This window comes from Acinetobacter sp. YH12201 (assembly GCF_013418145.1).
GTDB lineage: Bacteria > Pseudomonadota > Gammaproteobacteria > Pseudomonadales > Moraxellaceae > Acinetobacter.
In genome coordinates this window covers 20,878-35,164 of sequence record NZ_VPCP01000012.1, presented here as the reverse complement: position 1 = coordinate 35,164, position 14,287 = coordinate 20,878, and the positions used below count along the sequence as shown (strand labels likewise).

General features: G+C 41.1%; 12 protein-coding genes and 1 riboswitch. Of the genes, 5 read left to right on the top strand and 7 right to left on the bottom strand.

Going from position 1 to position 14,287, the window contains the following annotated elements; all coding sequences use genetic code 11:
• Nucleotides 1-42 precede the first annotated feature (42 nt).
• From FTU91_RS04250 to FTU91_RS04235, 4 genes are all read right to left on the bottom strand, one after another.
• A complete protein-coding gene (locus FTU91_RS04250; RefSeq protein WP_180081094.1) occupies nucleotides 43-1,035 on the bottom strand; it encodes a DUF2804 domain-containing protein in 993 nt (330 codons plus the stop codon).
• Between the two features lie 171 nt (nucleotides 1,036-1,206).
• Nucleotides 1,207-1,725, bottom strand: coding sequence for a DUF1543 domain-containing protein (locus FTU91_RS04245; protein WP_166171309.1), 519 nt, complete (start codon nucleotides 1,723-1,725; stop codon nucleotides 1,207-1,209).
• Nucleotides 1,726-2,125: 400 nt separating this feature from the next.
• On the bottom strand, nucleotides 2,126-3,355 hold the full coding sequence (gene trpB / locus FTU91_RS04240) for a tryptophan synthase subunit beta (protein ID WP_166171307.1): 1,230 nt from the start codon (nucleotides 3,353-3,355) through the stop codon (nucleotides 2,126-2,128).
• Nucleotides 3,339-3,980 (bottom strand): phosphoribosylanthranilate isomerase, encoded by a 642-nt coding sequence (locus FTU91_RS04235; RefSeq protein ID WP_086197509.1) that lies wholly within the window; start codon nucleotides 3,978-3,980, stop codon nucleotides 3,339-3,341. Before FTU91_RS04235 ends, trpB begins: the two co-directional genes overlap by 17 nt.
• 156 nt (nucleotides 3,981-4,136) lie before the next feature.
• Nucleotides 4,137-4,347: riboswitch (cobalamin riboswitch) on the top strand.
• 35 nt (nucleotides 4,348-4,382) lie between these two features.
• Here FTU91_RS04235 and FTU91_RS04230 point away from each other — a divergent pair.
• The 5 genes from FTU91_RS04230 (at nucleotide 4,383) to FTU91_RS04210 (ending at nucleotide 10,917) form a co-directional block, all read left to right on the top strand.
• Nucleotides 4,383-6,221: a TonB-dependent siderophore receptor gene (locus FTU91_RS04230; protein ID WP_180081092.1), complete on the top strand. Its 1,839-nt coding sequence runs from the start codon at nucleotides 4,383-4,385 to the stop codon at nucleotides 6,219-6,221.
• Nucleotides 6,222-6,323: 102 nt separating this feature from the next.
• A complete protein-coding gene (locus tag FTU91_RS04225) occupies nucleotides 6,324-6,902 on the top strand; it encodes a cob(I)yrinic acid a,c-diamide adenosyltransferase (RefSeq protein WP_086197511.1) in 579 nt (192 codons plus the stop codon).
• 310 nt (nucleotides 6,903-7,212) lie between these two features.
• Nucleotides 7,213-7,923, top strand: a complete 711-nt coding sequence (locus tag FTU91_RS04220; protein WP_086197512.1) for a glycerophosphodiester phosphodiesterase — start codon at nucleotides 7,213-7,215, stop codon at nucleotides 7,921-7,923.
• A gap of 281 nt (nucleotides 7,924-8,204) precedes the next feature.
• Entirely contained in the window at nucleotides 8,205-9,371 is a 1,167-nt protein-coding gene (locus FTU91_RS04215; RefSeq protein ID WP_086197513.1) for an acyl-CoA desaturase, read from the top strand.
• A 100-nt stretch (nucleotides 9,372-9,471) separates the two neighbouring features.
• Complete coding sequence (locus FTU91_RS04210) at nucleotides 9,472-10,917, top strand: YdiU family protein (protein ID WP_180081090.1); 1,446 nt, start codon at nucleotides 9,472-9,474, stop codon at nucleotides 10,915-10,917.
• Nucleotides 10,918-10,972: 55 nt separating this feature from the next.
• On the opposite strand, the gene FTU91_RS16455 is transcribed toward FTU91_RS04210, so the two are convergent.
• From FTU91_RS16455 to FTU91_RS04195, 3 genes are all read right to left on the bottom strand, one after another.
• The gene (locus FTU91_RS16455) at nucleotides 10,973-12,049 is read right to left on the bottom strand and encodes a hypothetical protein (protein ID WP_218944724.1); all 1,077 of its coding nucleotides are present in this window, start codon (nucleotides 12,047-12,049) and stop codon (nucleotides 10,973-10,975) included.
• A gap of 54 nt (nucleotides 12,050-12,103) precedes the next feature.
• Nucleotides 12,104-13,504 carry a hypothetical protein gene (locus FTU91_RS04200; protein WP_218944723.1) on the bottom strand — a complete coding sequence of 467 codons (1,401 nt, stop codon included), beginning with the start codon at nucleotides 13,502-13,504 and terminating at the stop codon, nucleotides 12,104-12,106.
• 95 nt (nucleotides 13,505-13,599) lie between these two features.
• Nucleotides 13,600-14,286: a response regulator gene (locus FTU91_RS04195; protein ID WP_086175456.1), complete on the bottom strand. Its 687-nt coding sequence runs from the start codon at nucleotides 14,284-14,286 to the stop codon at nucleotides 13,600-13,602.
• Nucleotide 14,287: the final 1 nt, after the last annotated feature.

Sequence of the window (14,287 nt, the reverse complement as noted above, 5' to 3'; positions counted from 1 at the left end):
CCAAGTCCAGACTCACCTCCACTTGGTTTTTTAGTCAGTGTGTTACCACTTGGCATAATGCTGTTCGAGCAAACCATATTCATTGATCAAGACAATTTCCTGATCATCTTGCTGAATGGTCCCGCTAATTTTAGCTTGCCATTGGCTGAACTGACTGCCCACCAGTCTTAAATTCAGATTTTCATAACGTCGCCAGCCCGTTTTGACATCCAGATTTAATTTTTCATCCAGTGAGCGAATTGTCCAGTGCCCCTCATCCTGATGCTGGAATAAAACATCACTGACAGGATACAACACGCCATTCACCCATAAGCAGTTTTCATTGCCAAAACTTTCATTGACCCCGGAAGCCAGATTCAAACCGATCCGGTTATTTTGCGCATCCCCAAAATTGCAGGATAACCAGAACCAGGCCGTTTCCGGCCGTAGAAAACCACAGGTATCATCTAGTGATGCAAAAGTTCTTTCATTAAACTGTATGGTTTCACGCTGTTTATTGATAAAAAAACCTTCACAGGCCAAAGTCGTCAGTTTTTGCGTATAAGTCCAGCCATTAATTCCCGTCGGGCTACACATACTAAGCGGGTTTGTACCAGCACAGAAAATTCGCGCACTAAGCCTGATTTCACCATATTTGGTGACGTGGATATAACGCACGCCATTGGCATGCTGGATATCAATTTGAAAAGGCGACTTGGAAAAAAAACTCTGGTTATAAAGCGGCTGTTCATCTACCACGGTATTGCGTGATAACAGGTTAATCGCATTCCACTCTAAAACCTCATGGTTTTGATGATTATAAATATAGAAAAAGGCATGCCCAGCCCATGCAATATCGGCAATGGCCAGACCAATCGTATAATGGCCATGCTGAATACAACAAAATTTAAACTTTTTATATTTTAATCGCTTGCGCCAACCAGTTAAGACATCGCCATAAGGTGTCTTGTACTGGTATTGATTCAAATCGATGGTTTTGGGGAGGGCGCTAAAACGTCCATAATGCGGTTGTCCATTTGATTGAATCAAATCCATTTATCAAATTCCATCTAGCCAAGAGATAACAATTCCTTAGCGTTATTATGCCTATATAAGCGGAACTTGAAAGTGTCAAAAAGCATATTTCATCGAAAAATACAAAAATTTATAATATTTCACCTGGTCTAATATTTGATAAATATAATTTATTAATCAATTAGATATAAATCAACCCTCATCCAGCATTAAATAGGTATTTTCCCAGAGGTTCGCTGAAAACTGGCCTTCGACCAGCTCTACATAACGGCCATGAATATGATCAATCACAATACAATCATCTACATCTAATATTCGGTCAGTATGTTGCTTCTGCCAATGCTTGGCAAAATAAGCCTTCCCCCGTTGTTTTGCCAACATGGCATTTTGTGCCACAACCAGAACATAACGATGCAGTTCTCCAAACTCCTGGGCATCGTAGCCACCCAGATTAATTAAAAACAGATGTTCTGAAGATGAATTCGGTGCTGCATCGCTAAATTGGATTTGATAGTGTTTTCCGTCAAATTCAATCCCATTGATTTGCGCCCAGGCATCAATATGCAACCCTTTTTGTTCCCCAAACCATGCATTTTTCAGTTGTGGATAGACTTCTTGCAAAGTTTCACCAACTGCTAAAACCACATCATGGACTTCTGTATTGGCACGTGCATGACGACCACCGAGCATGACGATAAATAGGCTGGGCATGATTCTCTCCTTAATTTTAATCCTCCTCCCTTGCGAAACAGTGTTTCTCATCCTTTTTCAAAGGAGGGGGAACTTTACATGACAAAATTTAGTTAGGAGAATAATTATTACATCTCAATATGATACGCGCTGGCGACATGGATGTCGCCCGTTTGGCAGGAATACAAGGATGTATTCTCTGCCAAACAAAGGGGTTTTGTTACTTTTGCCCCGTCAAAAGTAAAGAATATATGTTCTTGCATCTTCGATACCCTTCTAAAAAGGAAAAGTTTTTCTGTATGTATAAAAAAATCGTGCTGAATTGCTTCAGCACGATTTTATTCTTTATAAAATCCACCCTTGCGGATTCAGAATATATTCTGAAGTCCTCACCTTTAAAAAAGGAGGGCTTCAAGGCAAATTACATCTCAACCATTTCTACGCCATCAATACGTGCCACAGTCATCAAGTCCTTATCGCCACGACCTGAAACAGTCGCAATAATAATTTGATCTTTAGACATGGTTGGCGCAAGTTTAGTCACATACGCCATCGCATGTGAACTTTCCAGCGCAGGAATAATCCCTTCAATCTGGGTTAAATCACGGAAACCTTGAAGCGCTTCCTGATCATTAATCGGCACATATTCAACACGGTGCATATCTTTCAAGAAACTGTGTTCAGGACCAACGCCCGGATAATCCAGACCGGCAGAAATTGAATGGGTTTCAATGATCTGGCCTTGCTCATCAGACATCAGATAAGTGCGGTTACCATGCAACACACCGACATGACCTGCGTTTAGCGGAGCAGAGTGCTTACCGGTTTCAATCCCCAAACCTGCTGCTTCCACACCATACATTTTCACGTCCTGATCGTTCAGGAATGGATAGAATAAACCGATCGCATTCGAGCCACCGCCCACACAAGCCACCAATGCATCTGGCAAACGGCCCGCCTGTTCCAGAATCTGGCGACGTGCTTCACGACCAATCACAGACTGGAAGTCACGTACCAGCATCGGATACGGATGAGGACCCGCCACTGTACCGATAATATAGTAGGTACTGTCTACATTCGTTACCCAGTCACGCATCGCTTCATTTAATGCATCTTTCAGGGTTTTAGAGCCGCTTTCTACTGGCACCACTTTAGCACCAAGCAAACGCATACGGTACACGTTCATAGCCTGACGTTTTACGTCTTCGGCACCCATATACACGACACATTCCAGGCCTAAACGCGCTGCAATCGTCGCTGTTGCCACGCCGTGCTGACCTGCACCGGTCTCCGCAATAATACGTTTTTTACCGGAAAGTTTTGCCAGCAGTGCCTGACCAATGGTGTTGTTGATTTTATGTGAGCCGGTATGGTTCAAGTCTTCACGTTTTAAGTAAATTTGCGCACCACCCAACTCTTTTGACCATCGCTCAGCATAATATAAAGGACTAGGACGACCTACATAGTAAGCCAGATCACGGTCGAATTCTGCCAGAAACTGTTCGTCATTTTTCATACGGAGATACAGCTTTTCTAGGTCTTCTAGAGCTGCCATCAGAGTTTCTGACACAAAACGTCCGCCATGGATACCGAAATGCCCTTTTGCATCAGGGAATTGGGTATAGTCAATCACATTATTTTGCTGATCCACGTAGGACTCCTTGCATAAAGCGTTCGATGAGTTGTTGGTCTTTTATACCTTTTGCGGACTCGACACCGCCGCTCACATCCACAGCATAGGCTTGTGTGGTGAGAATTGCCTGCTCGATATTGTCAGGGTTTAAGCCCCCTGCCAAGATGAGCGGAATATTTAATTTTGGGAAAGTGGTCCAGTCAAAGCTATGCCCGGTGCCCCCTTTTAAATCTGGATGCCAGGCATCTAACAGCACAGCACTTGCCCCTGCATCCTGATAACTTTGAATTTCGGCTTGAATATCTAAACCTGGTTTCACCTGGATGGCTTTGTACCAGCGGCGGCCGACCTGTTTGGAAATATGCTGACACTGTTCAGGACTTTCATCACCATGAAATTGCAGCATATCCAGAGGCACATCTTTTAAAACGTGTTGAATGTCATCCGCAGATGCATTGACAAATAAACCCACTGTTTGCACATAGGCAGGTACATGCTGGATCAGTTCTTTCACTTGCTCTTTGGTCACACTACGTGGACTAGGTGGAAAAAATACAAAACCAATCGCATCTGCTCCTGCATTCACAACTGAATGTATATCTTCTATTCGTGTGATTCCGCAAATTTTGGCACGGGTTCGCATACAATTCGCTCTAATTTTTTAACCTTAACTTTGCCAATTTATAGTCATGCTATAAACATAAGGGCGAATCATTGTAATGCAATTTCTTTAGCTTGCGTAAAGTTCATCCGAATAATTCTTGTCTGACGTTGTTTATCAGCCATACTATCTTTATACTGCGCCCATCTTGCAACAAGTCAAAGCCTTAAAGCTTTAGGGAAGTTGGTGAAAATCCAACACTGCCCCCGCAACGGTAAAAAATGAAACGTCAATCAATTTAAACCTCTGGTTTACGCCACTGCATGAAAATGTGGGAAGGTGGATTGGCAGCATGGTGCCTGCCCTGCACATTTAAGTCCGGATACCTGCTTGTTGTGTTCTTTAACTCAATCATTCACGGGGAGTGAATGTATGGAGCACATTATGTCTATTCAATTTCAGCCTACAGCTTTAGTGGGCGCAATCGCTATTGCGATGGGTTTCTCTGCATCTGTCTCTGCACAAGACAATACAACGACTGTGAATGCTTCTTTAGACACTTTAGTCGTTACCGCAACACGCTCTGAAGAAAAGATTAAAGATGTGCCTGCGCGTATTTCAATTATTGAACCCCAAATTGTTGAACAATCACCAATTGCCTCTTTTCCTGATTTGCTCAAACATGATGCTACCATCAACATGGTTCAAAGTGGCGGTATGGGGCAACTTGCCGATATTTATTTACGTGGTACTGAATCAGACCATACTTTGATTTTACGTGATGGCATACGATTAAATAATGCATCTTCGGGTACAGCAAGCCTTGCTTTTATTGATACCACAGATATCAAACAAATCGAAATTCTAAAAGGCCCTGCTTCTGTTCTATATGGTACAGATGCTATTGGCGGTGTGGTTCAATTGATTTCAAAAAAACCTGAAAAAACAGGTGCATTCGTTACAGGTGAAATAGGAGAACATAAAACCTATAAATCTGTCATCGGTGCTGATTTATATGAAGACGGTTTTTATGCTCAAATTCGCGGCCAACGATTAGAATCTGATGCAACAAAAGTAACCAACCAAAAAACCAACAGCCATGAAACCGCTTCTTTTGATCAAAAAGGCTTTAGTACTAAATTTGGTGTGGAAAAAGAAAAACTTGCAACATCAATTGACTACAGTACCAATAAAGGCACCAGCCTATATGATGCTTATTCATTTAATGGTGCATTGCTGAAACAAGACTTTGAAAATGAAATTATCAATCTTCGTGGTCGTATAAACCTGACTGATCAATTTGAACTGAATGCACGTTTATCTCAATTTACGGATGAAGTCGACCAAAAAGATTCAACCGACTTTGTACATGGTAAAACTCAAGAAGCAGAACTCTATGGTAAATGGAACCTCATGCCTCAGCAGACTTTACTTACAGGTGTGACTCATCGCAATCTGGATGGCGATATTCTGTCTTATGGCACACCTTATAATGAAGATGTGGACTCAACTGGATATTATATTCAGCATCAATTTAACGGGACTAAACTCAACACCCAGATTGGTGTCCGTGTAGAAGACAATGAAAAATATGGGACTCATACTGTAGGTCAAATTGCTGCTCGCTACCAATTGCTGCCATCAACCAGCGCATATGTAAATGTAGGTACAGCATTTAAATCGCCAACCTTGAATGAACTTTATAATTCATGGAATGGCAACCCAGATCTGAACCCTGAAGAAAGTACATCTTATGAAATTGGTTTTGACCAAAATCTGGCTTATGGTTTGCAAACAGGTTTATCTGCTTACTACACAGAAGTTAAAGATTTGATCGCCTCAGGCAGCAATGGCAAACTGACAAATATTCAAAAGGCTACTTATCAAGGTGGTGAGGCTTATTTAGGCTGGCAGCAAGATGATTTATTTGCCAAAGCAACCTATAGCTACGTTAAACCTCAAAATGAAGCAACTCATCAAGATTTAAATCGTCGCCCTCGTCAAGGTTTTACCTTAACAACTGGCTTACAAAACGAAGTATATGGTATTAGTGCATCTTTGGTCGCTAAATCCAAATCTAAAGATTGGGATAAAAACTACAAGAACCCGGGCTATGCGACGGTTGATGTAAATGCTTTCTGGAATGTAAACCCAAATGTGAAACTATTTACCAATATTCAAAATATTGGGGATGTTGAATATAAGACTGCATACCAAGACCAAGGTTATTACTATGTCAACGGCGGTCGCCTCGCTTCTGCGGGTGTAACCTTCCGTTACTAAGCTCTTAACAGCAAAAAATTTTAAAACAGCGCAGTTTATGGATAATGTTATGACCGACATTATCCTTTTTTATTGTATTCATCAAAAACTCAAGGAACAGATATGGGCCACCGTTTAAGTAAAATCTATACCCGTACCGGCGACTCAGGCACAACTGGACTCGGTGATGGTTCGCGTGTCGCCAAAGATGACTTGCGCATTACGGCACTAGGCGATGTGGATGAGCTGAATGCCTGTATTGGCGTACTTCGCTCACAGATTGCCCACAGTACTATTGCAGAAAAAGCCAACTGGGATAAATCCTTAAGCCTGATTCAGCACTGGTTATTCGACCTCGGCGGTGAAGTCTGCATTCCAAACTTTAACCTGGTTCAAGCGGTTTCCATCGAGTTTTTGGAAAATGACATTGACCGTATGAACGAAGCATTGCCAATGCTGAAAGACTTTATATTACCTGCCGGAACTTTAGCTTGCAGTTATGCCCATCAGGCCCGTGCCGTCTGCCGTCGTGCCGAGCGCAGTGTAATGTCGGTACATAGCCGTGACCAGAATATTCAGGCCAACTCGCTACAGTTGCTTAATCGCCTGTCCGACTGGTTATTTGTTGCATCGCGTACCTTGCAACGTGCTGAAGGCGGATCTGAAGTGCTTTGGCAAAAAAATATTAATGAGACGATTTGAAAAAATTAAAATTTAAATCTGCTATTTGATACTCGGCCACGTCATCTGCAACTGTTCGAGGCAGGACTATATTTAAAGTCTAATGTTTTTGCGAAAAACTTAAAAAAATTACGGTTTTTGACGAGTTTTGCAGATGATAATGGTTTTGCCTACTTTTGCCGAAACAAAAGTAGGTCGAACCGAAGGTTAATTTTCAAGATATAATTCAAATGAAAAGACGCTGTAGTGACAATATTCCTTAAAGAAATTAATAAATCCATATTTAAAATTTGAAGTAAAATAACTTTCATAAATTGTCTTAGAGATACACATGCGAATCATCGGACATCGTGGTGCACGCGGAGAAGCCCCTGAAAATACCTTGGGCGGATTTCAGTATATCCATGACCTAGGCATTCGGGCAGTCGAATTTGATGTCCGTCAGCTCAAAGACGGTGAACTCATCATCATGCACGATGACAATTTCCTAAGAACCACAGGTACCAATCAGGCACTCTATGATTTAAACAGTCACCAGCTTGAAGCTTATAATCAGGCACATATCTGGATAGACTGGGAAAAACAGCTTACCCCGACACTCCGTCAAACCCTGAGCATTATTCATGACTTTGAACATATTGAAGTTGAAGTCAAAGAAGTGGCAACCATGTTCGATGCTGAAAAACTGGTTTTAGAATTACAACAACAGTTACATGGTTTTGAACAAACTGCCGTGATCACCAGTTTCGATTTAAAAATTCATCAGGCTTTAAAACGGCAATACTCCATTTTTAAACGCGGCTTACTAGTTGAAAATGACATTCAATACTTGGCTATTGAGCAGGCTTTAGAACTCGGTTGCTGTCAAATTGGCTGGATGAACCAGCTGGCAAGCGATGAGATGATTCAGGCCACACAACAGGCACATTTAGGCATTAGTGTCTGGACAGTCAATGAGGTTGAGCGTGCCAAGCATCTACAAAGCTTGGGAATAGATGGATTAATTACCGACTTTCCCAAAATGATGCTCGAACAACTTTAATAAAAGTTTCTGTCCCCACTTTTGTGACTCAATCCGCTATTTATTGAATCAAAAATGACTCACATCGCTGCTGTTCACGGAAGCAGCTTTGACCTTCGATAAAATCAATCAACCCTTCCCCGTATTCTGTTACTGTTTAGTACAATACACCTGTAGAATAATGCTAGTGAAGATTTGTTCGCTCATGCTAATATTGAAGAAGTCTTAATCCCTATAATTTGTATTGAATTAAGAATTCATTTATACCTTACCCTTATACGGTTCTAGGAGTGCTGTTGGAGATGAATGCTCCCTTACCCAAAGCCCCAATTAACTGGATTGCAGTGTTTGCATTGGTTTTTTTACCAATTGTGGCTGTAATCGCTATCCCTTTATATGCTTATCATCATGATTTTAGCTTAGGCGCATGGATCAGCTTATTTGTACTGCTTGGTTTTAGCAGTTTAGGGATTACCGCGGGTTATCACCGCTTATGGGCACACCGTGCTTATGAAGCAACTCTTCCATTAAAAATTATTTTAATGATTATGGGTACTTTTGCTGTTCAGAACAGTATTTTGTTCTGGGCTTCAGGTCACCGTACTCATCATCGTCATGTTGATGATGTCGAGAAAGACCCATATTCAATTAATAATGGTTTTTGGTATGCGCATATGGGATGGATGCTTCGTAACTATCCGGCAGCAGAAGCAAACTATAAAAATGCACCTGATTTGTTAAACGACAAAGTGGTGATGTTCCAAGACAAATATTACATTCCGCTGGTGATTGCCGTACACGTAGTCATTCTGACCACTGTAGGCTGGGCTGTGGGTGACATGTGGGGCGTCGTGTTATTGGGTGGTTTACTCCGTCTGATCTTGAGCCATCATGTAACTTTCTTCATTAACTCACTGTGTCACATGTGGGGCAAACGCCCTTATACCGACGAAAACACTGCGCGTGACAATTTCATTTTAGCCATTGCCACTTGGGGTGAGGGTTATCACAACTACCACCACATTTTCCAGTACGATTACCGTAACGGCGTGAAATGGTGGCAGTATGACCCGACCAAATGGTTGATCTGGTCCTGTTCAAAACTGGGCTTAGCTAAAAACTTACGCCGCATTCCAAGCTTTAATATCAAAAAAGCAGAATTAGCAATGCGCTTTAAATATGCTGAACAGGATTTGGCAGTATATGGCCATAATGTCAATGAAGATATGGCAACGGCTAAACTTCGCATTGCTCAGGAATACGAAGCTTTTACCCAAACTTTAAATGATTGGGCAACACTGAAAGAGCAAGAGATTCAAGTCAAGAAAGCCTCTGTTGCTGAAAAAATTCATCAAATGGATAACAAACTTAAAGTTGATTTCCAATTGGTTGAACAGCGCCTTGTTCATCATCGCGACAGCTTGAAAATTTTAATGCGTAGTATTAAAAAGAATCCAGTTTCAGAATAAAATCTGGTTCAATATAAAGCCCCAACAATGGGGCTTTATTCATTTTTGTGGTTTAAATTTGCTATAGTGATCACATCTCCCCCAATTTTTAGATTGTCCCATGCAATTTAATCCGCGTTACCCTTCGCTCAATCCCAAGCTTTATCATCATCAAATGCCTGTTCCGTTAAAAGGCGCCAAAGCTGGTCATTTCAATGCAGCACTGGCTGATGAATTACAGTGGTCAGAACAGGATAAAGCTCAATGGGTGGAAATCTGTAGTGGACAAAAAACCTTTGCTGAATTCCCCCCCTTGGCCATGGTCTATGCCGGACATCAGTTCGGGCAATGGGCAGGACAATTGGGTGATGGTCGTGGTTTACTGATTGCACAAATTTTAGATAAAAGCCAACAAAACATCGACCTGCATTTAAAAGGTGCCGGCTCTACCCCCTACTCCCGTATGGGTGATGGACGTGCCGTATTACGTTCAGTGATTCGTGAATATTTAGCCGGTCATGCGCTGAATGCTTTGGGTATTGCCTCGAGTAATGCCGTCGGTTTTACCTCTTCCACCCAAGGCATACAACGGGAAGAAATGGAACCCGGTGCCATGATGCTGCGGACCTCAGACTGCCATATCCGCTTGGGTCATTTTGAGTGGATCAACCAATATCAGCCCGACCTTTTAGAAGATTTTGTACAAAAATGCATGGAATGGCACTACCCTGAATGTCTGGAGGCTGAACAGCCAGTTTTGGCTTTCGCAACTCAAGTCATCCAGCGTACTGCGGTGATGATTGCCAAATGGCAACTGGTGGGTTTTGCGCATGGGGTGATGAATACCGATAACCTGAATATCACCGGTTCAACGCTCGACTTTGGCCCCTTTGGCTTTATGGAGCGCTTCCGTCCGAACTGGATTAACAACCACTCGGATTATCAAGGCCGCTACACCTACCAGCAGCAACCAAGTATTGGGCACTGGAATTTATGGATGTGGCTGAACAACCTGATTCGGCTTAAAAAAGATCCTGCTGAAAAAGAACAGTTCAAAGAAGATTTGGCGAAATGTTTAGAGCATTTTGAGCCGACCTTCCTCGAACATTATACGGTTGGTTTGTGCCAGAAAATGGGCTTACCAAGTTTCCATAAAGACAGTTTTGATTGCGGTATGGCGTTCTTGCGAATTTTACAAACGGAGCAACTGGACTACACTCAAAGCTTTATTCGTTTACAGAATAAGCAATATGAAACTATTAAAGATGACTGCCTGGACCGCCGCCAGTTTGAAAGTTTCCTGACACAATATGAAAGCATTCGAATAAATCAGGATACCGATGCACTGGATGCCGAAATGTTAAAGGTCAACCCGCAATATATTCTGCGCAACCACATGGCGCAGAAAGCCATTGAATTGGCAGAACAGGATGATTTTTCCGAAGTCGAGCGTCTGTTTAAGTTGCTGCACCAGCCTTATCTTAAACAACCTGATTTAGAGCAGGCTGAAGATTTAGGTCCCTTGCCGAGTGATGTGCCTGAAGTGATGGTGAGCTGTTCCTCATAACAAAAAACGGAGCGATATGCTCCGTTTTTTTTTGACATTTTAATTTTGAAAGGTTTTACCAGTGATATTGAGCATATAAAAAAGCACTAAAACGATGTGCCTGATTGCTGTCTAAATCATCGGTCATATACTTAGCCCCAAAATTTTTATGCTGTACCGATAATCCCAAAGCATGTGTTTGCGGCTCTATATGCAGACCATATTTTAATTGTTCTGTTTTCCAAAAAGCATTCAGTTGAGCTAATGTTATATACTCATTTGAAAAACTACTGATGCTTGCACTCCAAGGCTTGGTTTGAACATCATAGCTAATTTCCGAACTCAATTTGAAAGGCAGTTTTTGACGATACTGCTTGCTCTTACTTAATTGTCCACTTAAATCCATTCGAGGACGTTGATTTTGATCGTAACGAAGGTCGTAGCGCGTAAATGGAGCATTATCCCAATATAAATAACTGAATAAATCATCGACCTGAAGATTAATATTCCAATCTTTTTTGATTTGTCCATGTAAACCAAACTCTAGGGCATAGCCATAACCTTGACTCGTTCTTCCATCCCAGCCTAATTCCTCTTCTTTTAATGCAGGACGGTCATAACTATAATCCAATGAACCATTTAACCAAGCAACCCGATCCATCAATTCAGTCATATTGGTTGTTTGACCTGTTGCCTGGAATTTACCATCTACATAATGACGTCCGATAAGCGCGGCTGCCCCTGTCACAATGGTCCAATCAGGATGGACCTTCCAGTCATAGGCAAAACGAGTTCCCACTGTGTCGACATGTTGAGCTTCTAATTTTAATTGATTGTATTTATTTGCATCAATTAACTGATCATTTTCAATTTGATAATAGAGCTTTGCCATATCATTACTAAAGTGAATCTGATAGTCATAAGCCCAAACCCAACCTACAGTCCAATTATCCTGTTTGGTTTCTAATTTCATTTTCCCATGCGCAAAGGCATTATTACCTTTTTTTAAATTGGGCGTTTCCCAGCTATTTAAAAAGGCATGTACACTAACAGGCTCACTATAAATATCTGCATTTATACTGTATTGAATCGTTTTTTCCGCATAAGCAGAGTATGGCAAACTTACAGCCAATATGAATAAATATTTTTTCATTAGATATAAAAGAAGACAGCAAATGCTGCCTTCTTCTCAAAGTTAAGTTTTAGATTAAGGAGCGATATAAGTTATTGTGTCATCACTAAATTTAACCACATATTGCCCAGATGAATTTTTAGTGAGTGTCCCATAACTTTTTCCTGCAACCAGAATATTCGCTGAGGTAAAATTCTGTACATCTGCAATACTGATGGATGCTCCATTTTTATGCTTAAGCACACCCGCAATAATTTGATGGTCCTGATCTAGGTCTTTTGCAGTTAACTCAATATCCAATGCATTTTTATCAACGACAACGGCAACAGTCGCTGTACCTTTGGTAAATTCAGCACGTTTTGCGCTAATATCAATGCTAAATGGTGTAGGTACTGCATTGGCGCCTTTTAAGTTACCACTTAATTTGACATTTAAATTCGCATTGATGAAATTAGTCGATGTTTCCTGTCCAGCACTTACATCAATAGCTTGAGATAAATCATTATTCAAATTAAGTTTGGCTTCTAAATTCAAGGATTCCTGCTGATAACTTACAAGACCTTTCAGCACTAATTCAGATGGAATCAATTGTTCTTGAATTCCAACACCATTATTAAATATAGCTTTGCGTACAATTAAAGAAACTTCAGATAAATTAGCTTTTACATCTGCGCTTTCAAAGACTAAACCTTGTAATTTCAAAGTCGCTTGATTTGGAATACCTTCACGGTTTTCCATGGTGTCTGCCGTAGCATAAACCATAGATGCAGTACTATCAGAGGTAAAACTAAAACTCGCAGTCTGATTTTTAAGATTCTTGGTAGAAATTTTTCCATTATTCTGAATCTTATAATTATAAGTTGTGCGAGCGGTATCAATAAATGGTGCTTCTAAGACCAAATTTGATACTGTAACTTCAGCATCATCACCATAAATTGAGTATGCAGAATCATTATACCAATTTGTATTACTCCACGCATTGTCCGCTGTAATTTTATCCCAATTAAACGCTTGCCAATATTGGACACTGGCATCACCTGAAATGGTAATAGAGTCACCAACCACCTTAGCGGTTAAATTATTGCTCTTGAATTTAAAATTACGTGCATCATCCTGATTAATTAAATCCTGTATTTGTTGTGCTGTATAAGTTTTGGTCTGCCCCTGCGCATTCTGAGTAACAACCTCTGCAATCACTAATAATAAATTCGTTGCACGGCTCAAATCTGAAGATGTGTCATTTATTACTTGTGCAGGAACTTTATATTGATCAGCAATATTTTGAAAACCATCATAATAAGAAACAATAGCATTGGTTGTTTTTACAAGTTGTTTTGCTTTTTCTAAATCTGAAGCAGGTGTCGTTACCTGTCCACCATCTGTTCCACTAGATGAAGATGACTCACCACCTCCACCACCACAAGCCACTAAAAAGAAAGAACAGCTTATTGCTAATAGTGTTTTTTTTAAAATCATTTACCCCTACCCTCTTAAAATTATGAGTAAAAAAAAGCTCCTAAAAAATAAAGCTTTTTTAGGAGCTTTACAATGATTTTAAAATTATATTTCAATCAATCCTCAGGATATTCAAAACGATAACCCACACCATACACCGCTTGAATCCATTCATGACGGTTGCCTGTTTCGGCAGCATCAGAAATTTTACGGCGCAGGTTCTTAATATGGCTATCAATCACTCGGTCTGCCACATCAAAACTGTCCGGATTGATATGGTCGAGCAATTGCGCACGTGAATAGACTTGACCGACATGTTCCAGAAACAACTCCAATAAACGGAATTCCGTTGGGGTCAGGTTCAAGGTTTTTTGCTGATACCAGATGCGTTGCTGGGCTTTGTCCATCCGGAACAGGCTGTTTTGTTCAGGCTCAACTTGACGATCCAGACGACGCAATACCGCTTGTACCCGTGCAACCAGTTCTTTCGGGCTAAAAGGCTTGCAGATATAATCGTCTGCGCCCATGTTCAAACCCAGTACACGGTCAATTTCTTCAGTGCGGGCAGTCACCATAATAATCGGCAAATCGGATTGTTCACGCACTTTACGGCAAATGGTCAGGCCATCCATACGTGGCACCATCAGGTCCAAAATCATCAAACTGGGCTTACGTTGCAAAAAGCTGTCATAGGCTTCTTGCCCATCATGAAACATGCTGACTTCAAAACCCGCAGCTTCCAGATAGTCCCGCACCAGTTGTGCAAGTTCAACTTCATCTTCTACCAGCATGACATGTTTCATG

What these genes read in the sequence shown, in the direction of transcription:
- FTU91_RS04230 (WP_180081092.1), top strand. Translation starts at nt 4,383, where the DNA reads ATGTCTATTCAATTTCAGCCTACAGCTTTAGTGGGCGCAATCGCTATT.
- FTU91_RS04195 (WP_086175456.1), bottom strand. Translation starts at nt 14,286, where the DNA reads ATGAAACATGTCATGCTGGTAGAAGATGAAGTTGAACTTGCACAACTG.
- FTU91_RS04250 (WP_180081094.1), bottom strand. Translation starts at nt 1,035, where the DNA reads ATGGATTTGATTCAATCAAATGGACAACCGCATTATGGACGTTTTAGC.
- FTU91_RS04220 (WP_086197512.1), top strand. Translation starts at nt 7,213, where the DNA reads ATGCGAATCATCGGACATCGTGGTGCACGCGGAGAAGCCCCTGAAAAT.
- FTU91_RS04210 (WP_180081090.1), top strand. Translation starts at nt 9,472, where the DNA reads ATGCAATTTAATCCGCGTTACCCTTCGCTCAATCCCAAGCTTTATCAT.
- FTU91_RS04235 (WP_086197509.1), bottom strand. Translation starts at nt 3,980, where the DNA reads ATGCGAACCCGTGCCAAAATTTGCGGAATCACACGAATAGAAGATATA.
- FTU91_RS04200 (WP_218944723.1), bottom strand. Translation starts at nt 13,504, where the DNA reads ATGATTTTAAAAAAAACACTATTAGCAATAAGCTGTTCTTTCTTTTTA.
- FTU91_RS16455 (WP_218944724.1), bottom strand. Translation starts at nt 12,049, where the DNA reads ATGAAAAAATATTTATTCATATTGGCTGTAAGTTTGCCATACTCTGCT.
- FTU91_RS04245 (WP_166171309.1), bottom strand. Translation starts at nt 1,725, where the DNA reads ATGCCCAGCCTATTTATCGTCATGCTCGGTGGTCGTCATGCACGTGCC.
- FTU91_RS04215 (WP_086197513.1), top strand. Translation starts at nt 8,205, where the DNA reads ATGAATGCTCCCTTACCCAAAGCCCCAATTAACTGGATTGCAGTGTTT.
- FTU91_RS04225 (WP_086197511.1), top strand. Translation starts at nt 6,324, where the DNA reads ATGGGCCACCGTTTAAGTAAAATCTATACCCGTACCGGCGACTCAGGC.